12 protein-coding genes are annotated in these 17,967 nt (G+C 44.0%); 9 read left to right on the top strand and 3 right to left on the bottom strand.

The features are described from left to right. Positions 1–13 precede the first annotated feature (13 nt). The gene (locus ACTJKG_RS00615; RefSeq protein ID WP_440738061.1) at positions 14–1,516 is read right to left on the bottom strand and encodes an RtcB family protein; all 1,503 of its coding nucleotides are present in this window, start codon (positions 1,514–1,516) and stop codon (positions 14–16) included. A 111-nt stretch (positions 1,517–1,627) separates the two neighbouring features. On the opposite strand from ACTJKG_RS00615, the gene ACTJKG_RS00620 reads away from it, so the two are divergent. Next, positions 1,628–2,689 (top strand): helix-turn-helix transcriptional regulator, encoded by a 1,062-nt coding sequence (locus ACTJKG_RS00620; protein WP_172337696.1) that lies wholly within the window; start codon positions 1,628–1,630, stop codon positions 2,687–2,689. Between the two features lie 31 nt (positions 2,690–2,720). Next, positions 2,721–4,343, top strand: coding sequence for a rhomboid family intramembrane serine protease (locus tag ACTJKG_RS00625; RefSeq protein ID WP_440738062.1), 1,623 nt, complete (start codon positions 2,721–2,723; stop codon positions 4,341–4,343). Here ACTJKG_RS00625 and ACTJKG_RS00630 read toward each other — a convergent pair. Together ACTJKG_RS00630 and ACTJKG_RS00635 are read right to left on the bottom strand one after the other, a co-directional pair. Beyond that, positions 4,340–6,145 (bottom strand): cytochrome-c peroxidase, encoded by a 1,806-nt coding sequence (locus tag ACTJKG_RS00630; RefSeq protein ID WP_172337698.1) that lies wholly within the window; start codon positions 6,143–6,145, stop codon positions 4,340–4,342. The two genes, ACTJKG_RS00625 and ACTJKG_RS00630, sit on opposite strands and share 4 nt — an antisense overlap. A 127-nt stretch (positions 6,146–6,272) precedes the next feature. Beyond that, a complete protein-coding gene (locus ACTJKG_RS00635) occupies positions 6,273–7,637 on the bottom strand; it encodes an alkaline phosphatase family protein (RefSeq protein WP_440738063.1) in 1,365 nt (454 codons plus the stop codon). Positions 7,638–8,279: 642 nt separating this feature from the next. Here ACTJKG_RS00635 and ACTJKG_RS00640 point away from each other — a divergent pair. From ACTJKG_RS00640 to ACTJKG_RS00670, 7 genes are all read left to right on the top strand, one after another. Beyond that, entirely contained in the window at positions 8,280–11,420 is a 3,141-nt protein-coding gene (locus tag ACTJKG_RS00640) for a SusC/RagA family TonB-linked outer membrane protein (RefSeq protein WP_440738064.1), read from the top strand. An 11-nt stretch (positions 11,421–11,431) separates the two neighbouring features. Next, positions 11,432–13,249, top strand: coding sequence for a RagB/SusD family nutrient uptake outer membrane protein (locus tag ACTJKG_RS00645; protein ID WP_172337701.1), 1,818 nt, complete (start codon positions 11,432–11,434; stop codon positions 13,247–13,249). An 18-nt stretch (positions 13,250–13,267) separates the two neighbouring features. Beyond that, a complete protein-coding gene (locus ACTJKG_RS00650) occupies positions 13,268–13,972 on the top strand; it encodes a DUF3823 domain-containing protein (protein WP_440738065.1) in 705 nt (234 codons plus the stop codon). Between the two features lie 21 nt (positions 13,973–13,993). Beyond that, positions 13,994–14,635 (top strand): hypothetical protein, encoded by a 642-nt coding sequence (locus ACTJKG_RS00655; protein WP_440738066.1) that lies wholly within the window; start codon positions 13,994–13,996, stop codon positions 14,633–14,635. A gap of 89 nt (positions 14,636–14,724) precedes the next feature. Beyond that, the gene (locus tag ACTJKG_RS00660; protein ID WP_440738067.1) at positions 14,725–15,714 is read left to right on the top strand and encodes a family 43 glycosylhydrolase; all 990 of its coding nucleotides are present in this window, start codon (positions 14,725–14,727) and stop codon (positions 15,712–15,714) included. Beyond that, positions 15,711–16,583 carry a 3-keto-disaccharide hydrolase gene (locus ACTJKG_RS00665; protein WP_172337705.1) on the top strand — a complete coding sequence of 291 codons (873 nt, stop codon included), beginning with the start codon at positions 15,711–15,713 and terminating at the stop codon, positions 16,581–16,583. The genes ACTJKG_RS00660 and ACTJKG_RS00665 overlap by 4 nt, the downstream gene beginning before the upstream one ends. Before the next feature lie 41 nt (positions 16,584–16,624). Continuing rightward, positions 16,625–17,929, top strand: coding sequence for a glycoside hydrolase family 71/99-like protein (locus ACTJKG_RS00670; RefSeq protein ID WP_440738068.1), 1,305 nt, complete (start codon positions 16,625–16,627; stop codon positions 17,927–17,929). Positions 17,930–17,967 lie beyond the last annotated feature (38 nt).

A 17,967-nucleotide genomic window follows, 5' to 3' on the forward strand; every position in this document is an offset into this window, starting at 1 on the left:
ATATCCTTTGCCTCTAATCCTCCGGCTTTTCCCTCGGATCGGCCATCCTCACAATGCGGGGCTCAAATTTGGCCAGCACTTCCACCAGGTCGGTTTGGGCGGCCATCACGGTATGGATGTCCTTATAGGCCATCGGTGCTTCATCCACATCTGAGCCCATGAGCGTGATACGTTTATCTACCAGGTTGGCGGCTACCGCGGCACGGTCGATAGTTTTAAAAGCCGCGCTACGGCTCATCAATCGCCCTGCTCCATGTGAGGCAGAATTGATAGAGCGCACATCGCCCTTACCGCGCACCACAAACCCGGGTGTACTCATACTACCGGGAATAATTCCCAGCACGCCTTCTCCCGCAGGAGTTGCACCTTTTCGGTGTACCATCACTTCGGTACCATCGGCCAGCTGCTCTTTCCAGGCAAAGTTATGGTGGTTCTCGATTCGTGTAAGTGGTGTTAAGTTGAGCGCTTTGGCTATTTTGTTATGGATCTCGTGATGGTTAGCGCTGGCATATTCGCCGGCCAGGTTCATCGCAATCCAATATTCCTGTCCTTCATCCTTATCCAGGTCGAGCCAGGCCAGGTGTTTGGCCTCGGGCGGTAACTTGGTTTTGCTCATAGCAATTTTGGAGTAATGATCGGCAATGCTACCACCAAAACCACGTGATCCGGAGTGCGAAAGCAGAGCCAGATAATTACCTGCGGGTATACCTTCCAAAGCACCATCAGCCAGGGTAAGTTCACCCCACTCCACAAAGTGGTTACCAGTGCCAGATGTACCCAACTGGGCGTATGCTTTGTCTTTCAGCATACGGATCACCTTGGTTTCGCCCCAGGTACGGCTATCAAACAGCGAGCTATCATAATGTACCTTAGTAGTACAACCCATACCAAAGTATGTATGATCGGTCAATAAACCTTTTAATTTATCCGTCTCTGTATCCACTGCGGTAGCCGGCAGATCAAAAATGCTCAGGCACATACGACAGGCAATATCCACACCAACAGCAAAGGGTATAATAGTATTGGCTGTTGTTGCCAGCACCCCGCCAATAGGTAAGCCATAACCCTGGTGGGCATCGGGCATCAAGGCACCGGCAACCGCTATGGGTAATTTAACCGCCGTTTTCATCTGCGCCAGGGCGCCTACTTCAATATGTTCTAAACCATAAACCGGAAAATCGGCTATTTCTGTTTTTAAGGTATGTACGGTACGCTGTTGCTTCATGAACTTGCCTTCTTTACGCAAGTCGACAACACTTTCGGCCAGATTTTTAAATTTACCGCCTTTTTTCATGGCGTATGGGATCGGATCATCGATCAATGCCTCCAGATTGGCCAATATGGTGGCTTTATCCATAACACCATATTTCAACAGTCCGTTGGCTACCCGGCTAAAGTTCTCTAATATTTTAACGTCGTTAATACCCAGGGCTTTTAACTCGTTGTTGCTTACTTTTTCTTTTTGCCCCACGGCCCCCTGAAGGGGGAGGTTATGAGCCTCATTTTCTTTTCTCATGATACAAAGTAAAACACCTACTGCGCAACGTATTTGCGCAGTAAAAAATAAAATCATAATTTTCTAAAATAATTCCGAATTCGAACATCTGATATCCGAAATAACAAAGCTATGCCTGTAAATCGCAATGCCCTTATCCGTTACCGTACTATTGATGGTTGCCTGCAAAATCGTCAAAAAAAATGGACGCTCGACGATCTGATAGATGCCTGTGCCGATGCGCTTTATGAATACCAGGGGATAGACAGTGGTGTGAGCCGCCGTACCGTACAGGCCGATATCGAGATGATGCGCAGCAATAAATTGGGCTACGAAGCACCGATCATCGTTACGGATAAAAAATATTATACTTATGCCGATAAGGGCTATAGCATCACCAATATCCCACTTAACCAGCAGGATATGCAGGTATTGGGCGAAGTATCTGACCTGCTGAAGCAGTTCAAAGGCTTTAATCATTTTACCGATCTGAACGAAATGGTGAGCAAGCTGGAAGACAAGATCTATACCCAGAAAACACAGAGCGCGCCGGTAATTGATTTCGAAAAAAATGACAACCTGAAAGGGTTAGACTGGATAGAGACTATACGTAGAGCCATTGTGGCCCGCAAAACGATGGCTGTAACTTATCAATCATTCAAGGCCAGGGCAGCCAGTACCTTTTGCTTTAGCGGGTATTTATTAAAAGAGTACCGCAACCGCTGGTTTGTACTGGGCAGATCACATAACCGTTATTCACCGCTTTTAACGCTGGCGCTCGACCGTATACAGGCTATCGAAGACCATGAAGATACCTATCGTGAAAATAAGGACATCGACCTGGCTACCTATTATAATGATGTACTGGGTGTTACCAAAAGTCTGGGACAACGTGATAATTTGATAGTATTTTGGATAGATGTAGCCAACGCTCCTTACGTAATAACTAAACCCCTTCATCACACCCAGAAGCTATTAAAGGAAGATGAAACCGGCAAAATATTCAGCATTAAAGTGATCATGAACTTTGAGCTGGAGCGTGAACTGCTGGGTTTTGGCGCAAAAATGAAAGTATTAAGTCCGCGGTTACTGGTTAAACAGATCAGGCAGCAATTGCAAAAAACGTTAGATCATTATAAAGTTCCCAATCCCGAATTTGCGCATGAGGATGATGGAGAAACCTCAGAACGATAAATAACCTTAACCAATACTTTCGCAATTTACTATGACTAATTTTTTAACGAAGCTAAAGCTCATCTACCTGCCTTATCTCATTGTCTCCTTGCTGGTGATCAGCACCTATTCGTTCTTAAACTGGTTGTTGATTATACGTCTGGACTTGATATTATTGAACCAGGAGGTAGTTAACCTTTGGATACCTATAGGCATAGGAACTTTAGCCGTAGCAATATGGTTAAGACCCCGTATAAAGTTATTATTATTAAAAGACAAGCGGGATAACCTGCCTTTTTTATACAATTTTGCCGCTGCAATAGCCATTATAGCGCCTACTATAATTGCTCAGGAATATCTTATTACCGCTACGGGTAAATTAACAAGCTTACAAACCATTGAACAGATCGATCTCCACCATTTAACTAAGTATTATAATTTAACCAAACACTTTATTGATAAGCAGCATGCTGCGGCTTATGTTCGAAGTGAGGTAACCGGAAGAAATAGCGAGCATCTTGAATTCTTTATTGACGTTGTTTGCCCTATCCGCAATGATTCGATCAACAAAACCGACCAGCCTGTAGCCTGGCTTGGAACAGAATATCGGAAGGGGGTGAGCAATAATATTAGTCGTGATGAAAAGGAGAGCGCCTACAAAGAATTTACTAAAGCAACAGAAGATGAATTTAAAAATCAAGACCTTAACTACTTCACTTATCTTGACAGAATTGGCTATACCAGTAAACAGCGCGGATTCATAGCTGCAATTAAAACTTCTAAAATATATAAAGGCAATGGAGACCATCTGATTATTATGGAGGCCCAAACAATACCTTTTGAAGACCGGAACGGAGATAAATTACAATGGATATTTTACTCATTTGGAATAGGCGCGAGTATCTGGCTCATCATGATAGCCATTCCAAAACTCAACATGGCGACGTTAAAAAAGTACACCCCTCGTAGCTGGCAAACCGACGTAACTGCGTTTTTCAAACCATTTACTGGTATAAGGTGGCGCAATTTGGGGGTCATCTCTATATTGATCGGTATAAATGTCCTCATCTTTATCATCATGGTTTTCGCTGGCCTGGGTGTCATATCTTTTGATACAGCCGACTTGTACAAATGGGGAGCCAATTATGGTCCTGCTATAAAAAGTGGGGAATGGTGGCGGCTTATTACATGCATGTTTTTACATGCAGGGCTAATGCACCTGCTAATGAACATGTTTGGTTTAATATTGGTTGCTGCTTTTTTAAAATCGCTGCTAGGTAATTTAAAAATGGGGATAGCTTATTTTATATGTGGACTGTTGGCAAGTCTTACGAGTATTTGGTGGCAGCCGTCTATTATAGGTATTGGTGCATCGGGCGCTATATTTGGATTATATGGAGTTGCCATAGCCCTGCTAACAACCAATAAAACCGGTAAAGGAAATAAAAAAGGCGTTTTGCTCAGTTTTCTATTTTTCATAGGAGTTAATTTGCTGTTCGGCCTGGTTGGCAATACAGATAATGCAGCACACATCGGCGGATTAGTATCAGGATTGATCATGGGTTATATCCTATATTTCTTTATAGAGGCACCTAAACCACCAAGAAAAAAACGAATAAAAATAAAACAGGAAATAATAACCCCGGATACCGGGCAAGCCACTGAACCGGTTTAATACCTGCTATCCAAACTTTTGATAAATGCGATAATATCCTTGCTTTCTTTTGCGTTAAGGTTCAGTTTATTAAAAGGCAGGGTCTGATTATCAATTTTTATACCCAGACCGGTACCACCACCCTTGTTGTAAAAATCCATCACCTCGTCAAGCGTTTTGAACGCACCATTATGCATATATGGAGCAGTACGCGAAGCATTACGTACTGTGGTTACTTTAAAAGCATGCTTAAACGAGGGTGTTTGTACTATATTAAACCGCCCCAGATCATTATCTATCACATGCGCCGTTGCCGATTTGGGCACACCGATAACTTCGCTTTCCATTTTCATGAATCGCGGCGGGAGCGTACCATTAAACAAAGGCATATAGTGGCAGGTACCACATTTGGCTTTACCCATAAACAGGTTAAAACCATGCAGTTCATCTTTGGTCATGACGCTATTATCGCCACGCATGTAGTTATCAAACCGGCTGTTTAAAAGGGTAAGACTGCGCACATAAGAGCCGATGGCGTTCATTACCTCAAGCGTATCTATAGTAGTCCGTTTGTTTGTGGGATAGGCTTTGGCAAAAAGTTGCCTGTACGTTTTATTCTGCCATAAGCGTTTGGCGGCTACACCCATCGAGCCATGCATTTCATCGGGGTTTTGTACTACATTACTTACCTGATCTTCCAGCGTATTAGCGCGCAGATCATAAAACTGTGATGGCTGCAAACCGGCGTTTAATAAAGTAGGCGTATTTCGTTTCAACGGTTGTTTACTACTAAGCGCCGTATTTTTGACAAGTCCGTCTGTAAAAGCTTTTTCAGGTTGATGGCAGGAGCGGCAACTTCTGGTTCCAGTGCCTGATAATACCGGGTCGGAAAACAACATTTTGCCCAATAACACCTTTTGTGGGGTTGATACCGCATCATTATTGGGCGCGTAGGCATTTACATCAAAGGCATTAACCTCAAACAGTGTCCTGGCATCCTGGCTCAGTAAACGATTGTACCTGATCACGTGGATATTTAAGTGCTGTTCCAGATCGGCAATACTGCGACTGATGGGGTTGCCATAATGAGTTATAAATTCGGCCCGGTTAAAATTATCAAAACCCGTGTGCGTTTGCAGGTAGGCTACTGCTGCTGAAATTTGCGATGATAACTTTTTTGACTGTTCATCATTGCCCGCATAATACTTTAACGCGCTTTGAATACCTTCTAAACCAACGGCGCTTTCGGCCATGCTTTTCTGTGTTAGCGGATCATCAAACCCGGCTATACCGAGCGTCAATATCCGAAATACTTCGAGCCGGGAAGCATCAAATACCTGCCCATCAAGAATATCAATATTGCCAAAATAGGTTTTGTATCTATTACAGCCATTTTGCAGGGTTTTAAGTTGCTTTATCAGCTCCTTTTGTTTAGAGGTATCATATTTTGGGAACAGATACGCCTCAATTACCTGTAATCCTGCCGGCTCAAATACCTGCCCGCTCCCCACCTCTACTTCAGGTACCGGCGCCCCATTCATAGCTCTTGCGGTGGCCACATCAAAATATTCGGTGGCCCATTCTACTTTTTTATACCGGAGCCTGGCTTGCAAAAACAATTGTTGCAGTTGTTTTTCATTGGGCGACTTGCTTTCGGCCGCTGCCTGTAATTTATTTTTCAAAAAAACAGAAAGATCATTTACCTGTATCAGCAAATCCTGCGCTATGGCCTTAGCTGGAGTTCGCTTTTCTTTTCCGTTTGAAAAAAACGCATAACCTATTACTACGATAAGTATCCCTCCTATAAAAACAACTTTCCTCATGCGCAATAGTAGCTATGCCTGTAAATCACCTTCAAAACCAGGACTTGATAAAAAAGTACAGGGGCAATCCTATCGAACTGTCCCCTGATTAAATATTATTTTATGGATCGTTGTACCTATTCTATAGTTAAAACTCAAACGCGTTAAGCATAGCGTTGGCATTTTTGTCGCGATCATTAAGTGGCTGTAAGCTCCATCTTTTTTCAATAAACGACAAGATACTGATAGTTTCATATTGCGTATGATCAACATATCCTTTTTTAGCAAATGGCGAAATGATCAGCGTAGGCACACGTGTGCCAGGTCCCCATTTTTTATCAATTACCGGTGGAGCCACATGATCCCAGAAACCACCGTTTTCATCATAAGTAATAATGATCACCGCGTCTTTACCGTTAGGCCCGTTTAATACATTGTTTATCAGCTCAACAGTATGATTTTCCCCGGCCAATACCGTAGAGTAGCCCGGGTGTTCGTTAAAATCGCCCAGTGGTTTTACGAATGATACGCTTGGTAAAGTACCCGCTTTGGCCGCAGCAATAAATTCAGTTTCATCTTTCAGATGGTCTTTTTTCAACTGGGTTCCATCTGCATAATTTTTAAAGAAAGCGAATGGCTGGTGGTGGAACTGAAAATTTGCGTCGGGCTTACCAGCCAGGGCATTATCCCAGCCGCCTGAATACCAAACCCATGAAACATTTTTGTCATTTAATCTATCGCCGATAGTGGCCGAGGTTTGGTTAGGCACCAGGGTTTCGGGCTTAGCACTTGCCGGGTGTGGCGCGTTAACTGTATAGCTTGTGTTTACTACAAAGCCGTCAGGCGTAACGGCACCATCGGTAATTACATTGCCTGCACCATCCAACTTAGCTACCATACTGACCGGAGCATTAGGAAATACCGGACTTGCCGCAGCAATAAGCCATTGATGATTTAAAAATGATCCGCCAAATGCACTATGAAAAAAATTATCACACAGGGTATATTTTTGGGCCATGCCCAGCAATGGCAATAAGCTGGTTTTATAATAACCCATAGTCAAACCTGCGGTATTGTTATACAGGGCAAACTTATCCATCTTACCACCATCTATTTGCATTTGTTCCTGGTAGTAGCGGTGTAAAACATCCGGTGTTTCGGTACCTGATGGTACATACTGATCGATATTGAAATAATTATTGGGCAAATTGGTAGGAAAAGCACTGCTACCCGGGATGGCGGGCAATGTGGTATACGCCTTTCCATTGGCATCTAATTGGGTGATATTAGAAGCCGTAGCGTTTGATAAACCATTGGCGCCTGCAAACTGTCCGTATAGGTTATCAAAACTGTGGTTCTCCAGGTAAATAACTACCACGTGACCTACCTTGTTGATATCCGGAGTAGGGTTACTTTTGTTTTTGCAGCTGATAAAGGCCGCGCTAATTGCCACAATGCCAATGGCCGGAACTAATAGTGCACCTATTTTTAAATAGCGTGAGTTGCTTTTCATGATGGAGATGACGGGTTTTATGTTTGTTAAATTTTTCCCGCCGCAAAAAACAACCTTAGCATCAATTGAACATTAGTTTAAAATAATCATTGTGTTAAGATAAAATCCCTCTCTGAATATTTACAAAAAGACTAATCAAAGTAATAAACAGATATTTACCCAAAGTGTAAATCCTCAATTATCAACTTGATATTTAATTTGCCGTTTCCTGTTCAATAACATTTTCAGAAACCTATTCTTTATCCAACACGCCATTTACCAATTACCCCCATATTAATCGTTCGGCCATTTAAACTTAACACTACCGGGACATATCGATAACTTTCATTGAATCAGTACATAATATAAATAATGTATCGATTGATGATTTTATTACAATCGATTGCAATAAAATTTAAAACAAGGCCCATATTAATCAATTATTTATCTTTTATTAATCATCCGCTATTGTTTTGTATGCAATTATAAACCAGTTGTACTCCACTTTTACCAACCCACCGGTAATGAGTTAGTGTACCCGATTAACCGATATAACCATGAATCACTATCAACCGTACCCGCCGTAGGTGTGCTGCCGCATTACACCTATTACCTTAACCAGGTAACCAATCAATTTAAACTTAATCATTAACGAGAAACAGTATGAAAAAACTTAAATACTCACTTATAATACTTCTTCTTTTCCCGCTTAGTTTGTTAGCCCAGCAAATTTCCATCAGCGGAAAAGTAATTGACTTAACCGATGGGTCGACACTTCCGGGGGTAAGTGTAAAAATTAAAGGAACAACCACGGGAGCCATTACCGATGTAGGCGGGAAATTTCAACTCAACGTTCCCAATACCGACGCTATTCTACAGGTATCATTTCTTGGTTATGTAACACAAGAAGTAGCGGTTAAAGACATTAAAGGTGGTACTATAGCCTTAAAAAGTACCAGCAAAAGTCTGGATGAAGTTGTTGTTGTAGGTTACGGTGTGCAAAAAAGGGCCACCATAACCGGCTCTATAGCTACACTGCAAAGCAAAGAGATTGTTACCACCAAAAATGAGAGTGTGATCAATATGCTAACCGGTAAAATACCGGGTGTACGTATTGTTCAAACAACCGCCGAGCCGGGCTCGTATGCCAATAACCTAAATATCAGGGGTTATCAAAGCGCTCCATTAATTGTAATTGATGGGATCATTGGCGGCGACCAATCGACCATTGGCAGAATGGACCCTAATGAAATTGAAAGCATCTCGGTATTGAAGGATGCTGCCGCGTCTATATATGGTATGCGGGCCGCCGGTGGCGCTATACTGATCACTACCAAAAAAGGATCAAAAAATGGGAAGATCAATATTAATTATTCTGTTAACGACGCGATACAAACATTTTTGGGCATGCCAGAGGGTGTAAACGCGGTGGATTATATGATGCTGACCAATGAAAAGGTTAAACGCGATTTTGCTAATAATTTCATATCCAATGTTACTCCTCAATTTTCCTATGCCGATATCCAGCCTTACCTAAATGGAACTCGCAAAACGGCCGATTGGGTGGATATGGTTTTCAGGAAAACAGCCAATCAGATACAGCACAATTTAAATATTGATGGAGGGAGCGATAAAATAAGCTACTTCTTCAATTTTGGGTATCAAAAACAAGACGGTGTTTTTAAAACAGGCGATCTGAATTACAACAAATATAATTTTCGCTCAAACGTTACCGCCAGCATAACAAAAGGGCTTAAAGCGCAGATACTAACATCGGCCTGGATGGATGAAAAGAACCAACCTTATACCGATGAATGGACCGTTTACAAATATACCTGGAACCAAATACCAACGCACCAGATATATGCCAACGATAATCCCTTATACCCTGCTGTAATGGATGATAATATGAACCCATCCATCATCACTGATGCCGACAAAGTAGGTTCAAAAAGATTCAGAAATAAAAATCTTACAAGTCAGTTGAATTTAACATACGATATACCTGGTATAGAGGGTTTAAGCGCTAAAGCTTTGTTCAATATTGATTATGGCACTGCTGATAATAACCAGATCAAAAGGTCATTTTCCTTATATACTTACAACGCGGCCAGCGATACCTATATACCAAGTTTGGTTAATTCGCCGGCAGGTATAACCCGTTCTTATTATACCCACTTTAACACCCTGGCCCAGGTAACGTTAAACTATTCGCACACGTTTCTGGAAGACCATCACATAACAGCCATGGCTACCTATGAGCAAAGCCATGAAACCGCCGATAACTTTAATGCCTACAGAGATATCGAGATCCCTGTTGATTATTTATTCGGAGGTTTACAAAACTCTAATATGTCTGGCGGTATGGATGCAGGGGCTCTGCAGGATCGTGCGCACAAAAGTATTATCGGCAGGTTCAATTATGATTACAAAGGCAAGTACCTGGCCGAGTTCAGTTTCCGTCGCGATGGTAATAACCTGTATCAGCCCGGATCAGATCAATGGGGATTTTTCCCTGGCGGATCAGTAGGCTGGGTATTAACAAAGGAAAATTTCTTCAGGAAGCTTATTCCTGAAAATATCTTAACTAATTTAAAGATCAGAGCATCCTACGGCCAAACCGGCGATGAGGCCAACGCTCCCGCATTCAATTACGTTAACGGGTATACCTACCCTATAAATACCTATATTTTCGGTGCTGGTGCTGTTAACGGTTCTGCTCCTAAATTGGGTAACCCTGGTTTAACCTGGTCTGTAAACACCATCAAAAACATCGCGATGGATTTCAGCCTGTTCGGCGGAAAAATAGATGGAACCATTGAGGTTTTCAGAAACGACAGGACCGGATTGCCAGCTCAACCTTCTGTAGCCCTACCCGGAACTGTAGGTGCAGATGTACCACAGATCAATTATAACAGCGACAGGGTACAGGGTCTTGACTTTAACCTGGCCTACCGTACCACATTTGGAAAGGTTGGCTTAAACCTCGCGGGCAACATTGGTACCACCCGCTTAAAAGCGCTGAACGTTCTTCGGGGCAAATCGGGTAACGAGTACTTAAACTGGAAGGAAAACCAAACCAACAGGTATCAGAATGTTTGGTGGGGACCTGAATATGCAGGGCAATTTACCAGCTACAACCAGATATACAACTACGGTGTTAACACTGGCGGGGGTAACAATAACGTTGTACCGGGCGATTATTACTATAAGGACTGGAACAATGATGGCGTGATAGACGATAAAGACAGTCACCCTATTGCCACTACTGATATCCCTTTGTATAACTACGGCCTTACCATAGGCTTAAGTTATAAAGGCTTTGATATGAATATGCTTTTACAAGGAGCCGCGGGTGTTTACGTTCAGTATGGTGAGCAATTTGCATCGCCGCTGATGTACGGCCGAAGCGCCCTTACACGCTTCCTTGATAGCTGGCACACAGCAGATCCATATGCCAATGTTTTCGATCCTAATACAGTTTGGGTACCAGGATTTTACCCGGCAATGGGTTCGCCCGATGCACAAGGCACAAAAGCAATCCAAAATGCCAGCTACCTGCGTGTAAAATCATTGGAATTTGGGTATTCGTTATCGCCAAACGCGCTGAAAGCCCTCGGTATAAAAAAATTAAGAGTATATGTGAACAGTTACAACCTGTTAACCTTCACCGGACTAAAGAATTACGATCCGGAGCATCAGGGACCTAATCCAAGAGATAATAACAATTTCGGCATAGCCCTGGGAGGATACACCTACCCAATGAACAGGACCTTTAATCTGGGTGCTAATGTTTCCTTTTAAACTATTGACACATGAAAAGTATAAACAAATTAATCATAGCCATCTCTATCACCGTTGGAGCTACCGTAACTTCCTGCCAGAAGTTGAACATCCCGCCAACCAACATATTTACTCCTGATGTTATATATAGCAGCGAGGCGGGTGTTAAGTCGTTTTTAGCAACCATATACCAGAACTTACCTATCGAGGACTTCAAATACAGGCCGGATCAGGGCTTTAAAACCGGGAGTAACGATTGGGAGAACTTTTATAATTCGGCCGGGGTGACAGGCGAAGAAGTAGGCCCATGGGGTGGTGTGGATATTGCCGGTGGTTTCGGGTACTGGCCTTATGGCGATATCCGGAATGTGAACATCCTGATATCTGAACTGCCTAAACACGTAGCTACACTAACCCAGCCTACTGTAAACGCGCTTTTGGGCGAAGCTCACTTTTTACGGGCCTACTATTATTTTGGCCTGGCCAAGCGTTATGGCGGGGTGCCGCTGATTAAAGAGCCACAGGATCCGGCTGCTCCACTGTCAACCCTTCAGGTACATCGTAATAAAGAACAGGAAACATGGGATTTTATTGGATCTGAGTTGGATTTAGGCTACCAGATGATGCCCGAAGCCAGTGACGCCGGCAGGGCCAACAAGTATGCAGCAATCGCCTTAAAATCAAGGGTAATGTTATATGCTGCTTGTATAGCCAAATATGGTTCTGTAAATTTTGTTGACGGCCCGGCACGCGCCGCAGGATTGGTAGGTATTCCGGCCGATCAGGCAACTAAATACTTCCAGGCCGCTTATGATGCCGCCAAAACATTGGAAGGCCATTACTCGCTTTACAATGCCAACTCAGACAAGGTGCAGAACTATGTTGATCTGTTCCTGAAAAGTGGAAGCCCCGAAAACATTTTCATCAAACAGTACTCCATCGCTAATCATACCGCGCATAGCTGGGATGCTACCATGTCGCCACGGTATATGACGGCCAACGCGCTTTCTCGCTCCTATCCAACATTGGATCTGGTACAGCTTTGGGGAAACTTGTCGGTAACCAATGATGACGGAACTCCAAAACGATTTGATAACCGTGCCGACTTAATGCAGGGTCTTGAACCCCGCTTATTGGCTACCGTTTATTTCCCCGGCGCTACTTTAAGAGGACTTACTTTTGATATGCAGCGCGGCATCTACCCATCTTTTAGCGGCACCGCTGCTGCCGAAGTAGCCAAACAGCCCAACTCACGCTCATACGTACTTGCTGGCGATACCAAAACCTTGTATCAGGGCAGGCAGATCATCGGCTTTACCGGCCCATGGACCGGTGGCGACGAGTTAACCCGCACAGGTTTTTATGTACGCAAGTATGTGGATTACAACAAACCACAAGCTGCGGTTGACCTCAACAGAAGCGAACAACCCTGGATCGATCTGCGTTATGGCGAAATATTGCTGAATCGCGCTGAAGCCGCGATAGAATTAGGCAACACTACAGACGCCCTAACCTCTATCAACCAACTCCGGACAAGGGCAGGCGCTACACTTTATTCATCAATAGATCTGACCAAGGTGCGTAACGAGCGCCGTATGGAGCTTGCTTTCGAAAATCAATACTATTGGGACCTGAAAAGATGGCGCACTGCCGATGTGGTGCTTGATCGCGCGCATTTTAAAGGTCTGATGCCTTATTACGTATTCAACGAAAATAAATACATTTTTCTGGCCGAGCCAGAGCTGTTTAACCGGGAATATACCTTCCAGAAACAATTTTATTACGAAGGTATCCCGGGTGGCGAAATCGGCAAAAACCCTAACCTGCTTCCTAACAACCCTAACTATTAAGCATTAAAAATTTTAAATATGAAAAAGCTAATTAGCAATTTTTTAGTGGTCGCAGCTATTCTTACCATCTCTGCTTGTACAAAAACAGATAACTATGATGGACCTAATGCCTCATTCCAGGGCAATATCCTTTCATCTGCGGGTGGTAATTTACAAACATCCAGTGGTAGCACACAAATCAAGTTACAACAGATCGGCTGGACAACGCCGCAAACCATCCCCAGTAAATTTGATGGCACATTTGAAGATACCAAGCTGTTTAAAAGCGCATATAAAGTGGTACCAACCAACGGCGCTTTCTGGCCGGTAACCGATACCATTGTAGTAAATATTGCTCAAGGTACCAAGCATGATTTTACGGTTACCCCATATATCATTATCAAAAACCTGACTACAAGTTTAAGCGGTACAACCTTAACCATCAAGTATAATATCACCGCGCCTATTGCTGCTGGTTTACCAACTATTAAGGACACACAGCCTTATGTTAACACCACAAAACTGGTAGGTGCAGGCGCCTCTATCAGGGATTTTTCGGATGTAAACTCGGTTACCATCAACAAAAACTTCACGGATATGAGTGATGCAGACAAGTCGGTAACCTTAACTGTGCCCAACCTGCTGCCAGGCCGTACATTTTATGTACGCGTAGGGGTACGTTTAAGCGACAGCTTCAATAGCTCCAATTTTTCGGAAATAGTGCAGATAGATGTTCCTAAATAATTTAACCTAAACAAACAGGAAATGAAATTCATAAAAACAACGATGGTATGCTCCATCCTGATCATAGGCCTAATTGCCGGTTGTAAAAAAGAAAAATACACGTCACGTGATACATCTGGCCTTAAACCTCCGCCCGTTGACACAACAACAGTACCGCCGCCAGACCCATCATTAGTGGTATTTGACAATACTGATAAAGCTGATGGATGGCAAACTGTAGGCAGCGTTAATATTGCCACAACAGGCCAAAAAGAGGGCGCAGGCTATATTAAAAATTCCATTGCCAATGGTTCAGACTTCATGCAATTCATCAAGGATACACCAACCCCGCTTGATACCAAACTGACCGAGGCTAATGGCCAGTTCAGATTTTGGTTCTTTGTATCAGACCCTACCATTATCAAAGATGGCTCTATTGAAATTACCAGTTCGGGCAAGTCCGACGATCATGAGTCGGCCTGGGATGTAGCGCCATTAGCTGCTACCTTAAAAAGCGGCTGGAACGATGTAGTGCTCGACTTTAGTAAATCCATTAAAACAGGCGATGGCGGGGCCGATTATTCTGCCATCAACCACTTCCGTATCTTCTTTTCTACCACCAGTAAAGATCACCCGGAACTGGTTACTGGTATAGATTACCTGAGGTTCCAGGCAAAAAAATAAACTCAAAACAACCTATACCTTAATTTTTAAACTAAGTAAGACAGGAAGAAACAATCTTCCTGTCTTCTAAAAAAAGAAACTGTATAACCATGATTATAAAAAATACAATAAATACCTCAACGCGAAAAAGCAGACTCCGATCATTGGTGTGGGCCATTGGTTTAGGTGTGCTATCTATAACGCCGGTTTTAGCCCAAAACAAAGCCGATACCGCTTTGGGTAACCCCTTTATCAGATCAATGTACACTGCCGATCCATCAGCCCATGTCTGGAAGGATGGCCGTTTGTATGTATACGCCTCGCATGATATATCGCCATCACGGGGTTGCGACCTGATGGATCAGTACCATGTTTTTTCGACAGATGATATGGTACACTGGAAAGATCATGGCGAAATACTGCGCGCCAGCCAGGTATCCTGGGGGCGCCCCGAAGGTGGCTTTATGTGGGCCCCGGATTGCGCCTACAAAAACGGAACCTATTATTTTTACTTTCCGCACCCCAGCGATTCCAAATGGAACGATAGCTGGAAAATTGGCGTAGCCACCAGCAAAAGTCCGGCAAGCGGCTTTAAGGTACAGGGCTACATCAAGGGTCTTAAATCCATGATCGATCCATGTGTTTTTGTTGACGATGATGGCCAGGCCTACTTTTACTATGGCGGTGGTGCCAAATGCGAAGGCGGCAAACTAAAAAGCAACATGATGGAAATTGACGGCGAAATGAAACCCATGGAAGGCCTGGAAGATTTCCACGAGGCCAGTTGGGTACACAAACGCAACGGCATTTATTACCTGTCGTACTCAGATAATCATGATGTTGCCGGTAAGCACAACCAGATGCGCTACGCCACCAGTAACAGCCCGCTGGGTCCATGGAAATCGCAAGGTGTTTATATGGACCCTACCGATAGCTATACTAATCATGGTTCCATTGTGAAATTCAAAGGGCAGTGGTATTCTTTTTATCATACCAGTGCTATCTCGCACCAGGATTGGGAAAGATCAGTTTGTGTCGACAAACTTTTTTACAACGCCGATGGTACTATTAAAAAGGTTATTCAAACTTCTAAACCATGAAAATAGCAACCGTATTCTTTATAGGTGCCTTTTTACTGGCCAATACCGCACTATCTGCACAGGAGCTCAACAGCTCCTGGACACCCCTGCTTAGCAAGGATCTTAAAAACTGGGACGTATTTATAGGCGTTCCGCATACCAGTGTTGATTTACCGGGCTATGCCAAAGGCGATGGCATGAACGGTACACCCGTAGGCCTCAACAACGATCCGCTGCATGTATTTACCATCGATGAGGTGGACGGTCAGCCTGTTTTGCATATCTCCGGTCAAATTTATGGCGGCCTGAGCACCAAAAAAGAATATGAGAACTATCACCTTAAAGTTGAATTTAAATGGGGCGAAAAAAAGTATGCCCCCCGTTTGAAGGATAAAAGAGATAACGGCATCATCTATCATGCTACCGAACCGCATGGCCAGTTCTGGAACGTTTGGATGCGCGGCCATGAGTTCCAGGTGCAGGAAGGCGACATAGGCGATTATTTTGCCCTGGTGGGTGTAGGGATGGATGCTCATGCCCGGAAAAAGGATACTTCGGCCAAATCGGGATTTATTTATGACCCTGCAGCACCCATACAACATTTAACCTCCAACAGAACACCGTCAAGCACCTGCTCGCACAGCGCCGATTACGAAAAGCCACATGGCGAATGGAACACCCTGGAGTTATACTGTTTCGGTACCAAAAGCGTACATGTGGTTAACGGGCATGTGGTACTGGTACTGGAAAATTCGCGCATATCGCCCAGCCAGGGACCTGAAACCAGTTTCCAAAAGGGCAAGATCGAGATACAATCAGAAGGGGCAGAAGCTTATTACCGTAACATCATGATCAAAAAAATCGACAAAATGCCCAATCTGAAGATGTAAATAACCAATCACCTTATTTAAACCCTATTAAGTACCGAATCATGAGAAATAATACCATCAGCAGGCTATCCATGATAGCTTTGTTTTCCATAATCAGCAGTTTTTCGATGAGCGGCTGCTCTAAAAAAACAACGGATAATAACACAACACCTCCCCCCCCGTTAGTGGTGCCACCCCCAACTACCCCGGTTGACGTTACCCCTTCGCCAATAGGCGATGTGGTGGGTAAGGTTGTAGTGGGTTATCAGGGCTGGTTTGCCGCTACCGGCGACGGCTCGCCCATCAATATGTTCTGGCACTGGTCAAACGATTGGGCCAAACCGCCATCACCAACCAACAAGGCTATATACGCATGGCCTGATGTGCGCGATTATACGACCACTTTTAAAACCGATTTCGCTAATTTGAACAATGGCAGCGAGGCCCGTGTGTTTTCGTCCTATACCGATCAAACGGTTGATGTACAGTTTAAGTGGATGAAAGATTATGGCATTGACGGCGCCGCCCTGCAGCGTTTTAACCCCAGCGGTTTGGAAGGCCCGGTACGTGATGCCATGGCCGCCAAAGTAAAGATCGCGGCCGAAAAAAATGGTGTAAAATTTTACATTATGTATGATGTAAGCGGCTGGACCAACATGGCCACAGAAATGGAAACCGACTGGACCAATAAAATGTCGGCCTATACCTCCTCGCCGGCCTATGCCAAACAAAATGGTAAGCCCGTAGTGTGTGTCTGGGGTTTTGGCTTCAACGATGATAACCATAATTTTTCGGCAGCAACCTGCCTGGCGGTGATCAACTGGTTTAAAAGCAAGGGCTGCTACGTGATAGGCGGTATACCTACCCACTGGCGTAAGGAGGAAAGCGACTCGCGCCCGGGCTTTCTGGCCACCTATAAAGCCTTTAATATGCTGTCGCCATGGATGGTGGGGCGTATCAGCAACGTGATCGAATCAGACAATTTTTATAATACCATTAATGTTCCGGACGAAGCTTATTGCAAGGCTAACGGCATTGATTATCAACCCTGTGTTTTGCCCGGCGATTTAAGTGCGCAGCAACGGGCTCATGGCGATTTCATGTGGCGCCAGTTTTACAATATGAAACGAGCCGGTGCCCAGGGTATTTACATCTCGATGTTTGATGAATATAACGAAAGCAACCAGATTGCCAAAACCGCCGAAAGCCAGGCCTTTGTACCAGCAGGATCGGGCTTTAAATCGCTCGACGAAGATGGTACACCCTGCTCATCTGACTATTACCTGAGGCTAACCGGCGATGGCGCTAAAATGTTCAAAGGCCAGATCGCCCTGACCACCGTAAGACCAACGGTACCTAAACCATAACTCTACAATCATCTCATAACAAAGCTCTGCTGTTGCTA

The organism is Mucilaginibacter sp. 22184 (assembly GCF_052045695.1).
In the GTDB taxonomy this organism is placed as follows: Bacteria; Bacteroidota; Bacteroidia; order Sphingobacteriales; family Sphingobacteriaceae; genus Mucilaginibacter.

Bases quoted from the DNA above. Each gene is read 5' to 3' on its own strand.
- ACTJKG_RS00665 (WP_172337705.1), top strand. From the start codon at position 15,711: ATGAAAATAGCAACCGTATTCTTTATAGGTGCCTTTTTACTGGCCAAT.
- ACTJKG_RS00625 (WP_440738062.1), top strand. From the start codon at position 2,721: ATGACTAATTTTTTAACGAAGCTAAAGCTCATCTACCTGCCTTATCTC.
- ACTJKG_RS00635 (WP_440738063.1), bottom strand. From the start codon at position 7,637: ATGAAAAGCAACTCACGCTATTTAAAAATAGGTGCACTATTAGTTCCG.
- ACTJKG_RS00655 (WP_440738066.1), top strand. From the start codon at position 13,994: ATGAAATTCATAAAAACAACGATGGTATGCTCCATCCTGATCATAGGC.
- ACTJKG_RS00670 (WP_440738068.1), top strand. From the start codon at position 16,625: ATGAGAAATAATACCATCAGCAGGCTATCCATGATAGCTTTGTTTTCC.
- ACTJKG_RS00620 (WP_172337696.1), top strand. From the start codon at position 1,628: ATGCCTGTAAATCGCAATGCCCTTATCCGTTACCGTACTATTGATGGT.
- ACTJKG_RS00640 (WP_440738064.1), top strand. From the start codon at position 8,280: ATGAAAAAACTTAAATACTCACTTATAATACTTCTTCTTTTCCCGCTT.
- ACTJKG_RS00615 (WP_440738061.1), bottom strand. From the start codon at position 1,516: ATGAGAAAAGAAAATGAGGCTCATAACCTCCCCCTTCAGGGGGCCGTG.
- ACTJKG_RS00660 (WP_440738067.1), top strand. From the start codon at position 14,725: ATGATTATAAAAAATACAATAAATACCTCAACGCGAAAAAGCAGACTC.
- ACTJKG_RS00650 (WP_440738065.1), top strand. From the start codon at position 13,268: ATGAAAAAGCTAATTAGCAATTTTTTAGTGGTCGCAGCTATTCTTACC.
- ACTJKG_RS00645 (WP_172337701.1), top strand. From the start codon at position 11,432: ATGAAAAGTATAAACAAATTAATCATAGCCATCTCTATCACCGTTGGA.
- ACTJKG_RS00630 (WP_172337698.1), bottom strand. From the start codon at position 6,145: ATGAGGAAAGTTGTTTTTATAGGAGGGATACTTATCGTAGTAATAGGT.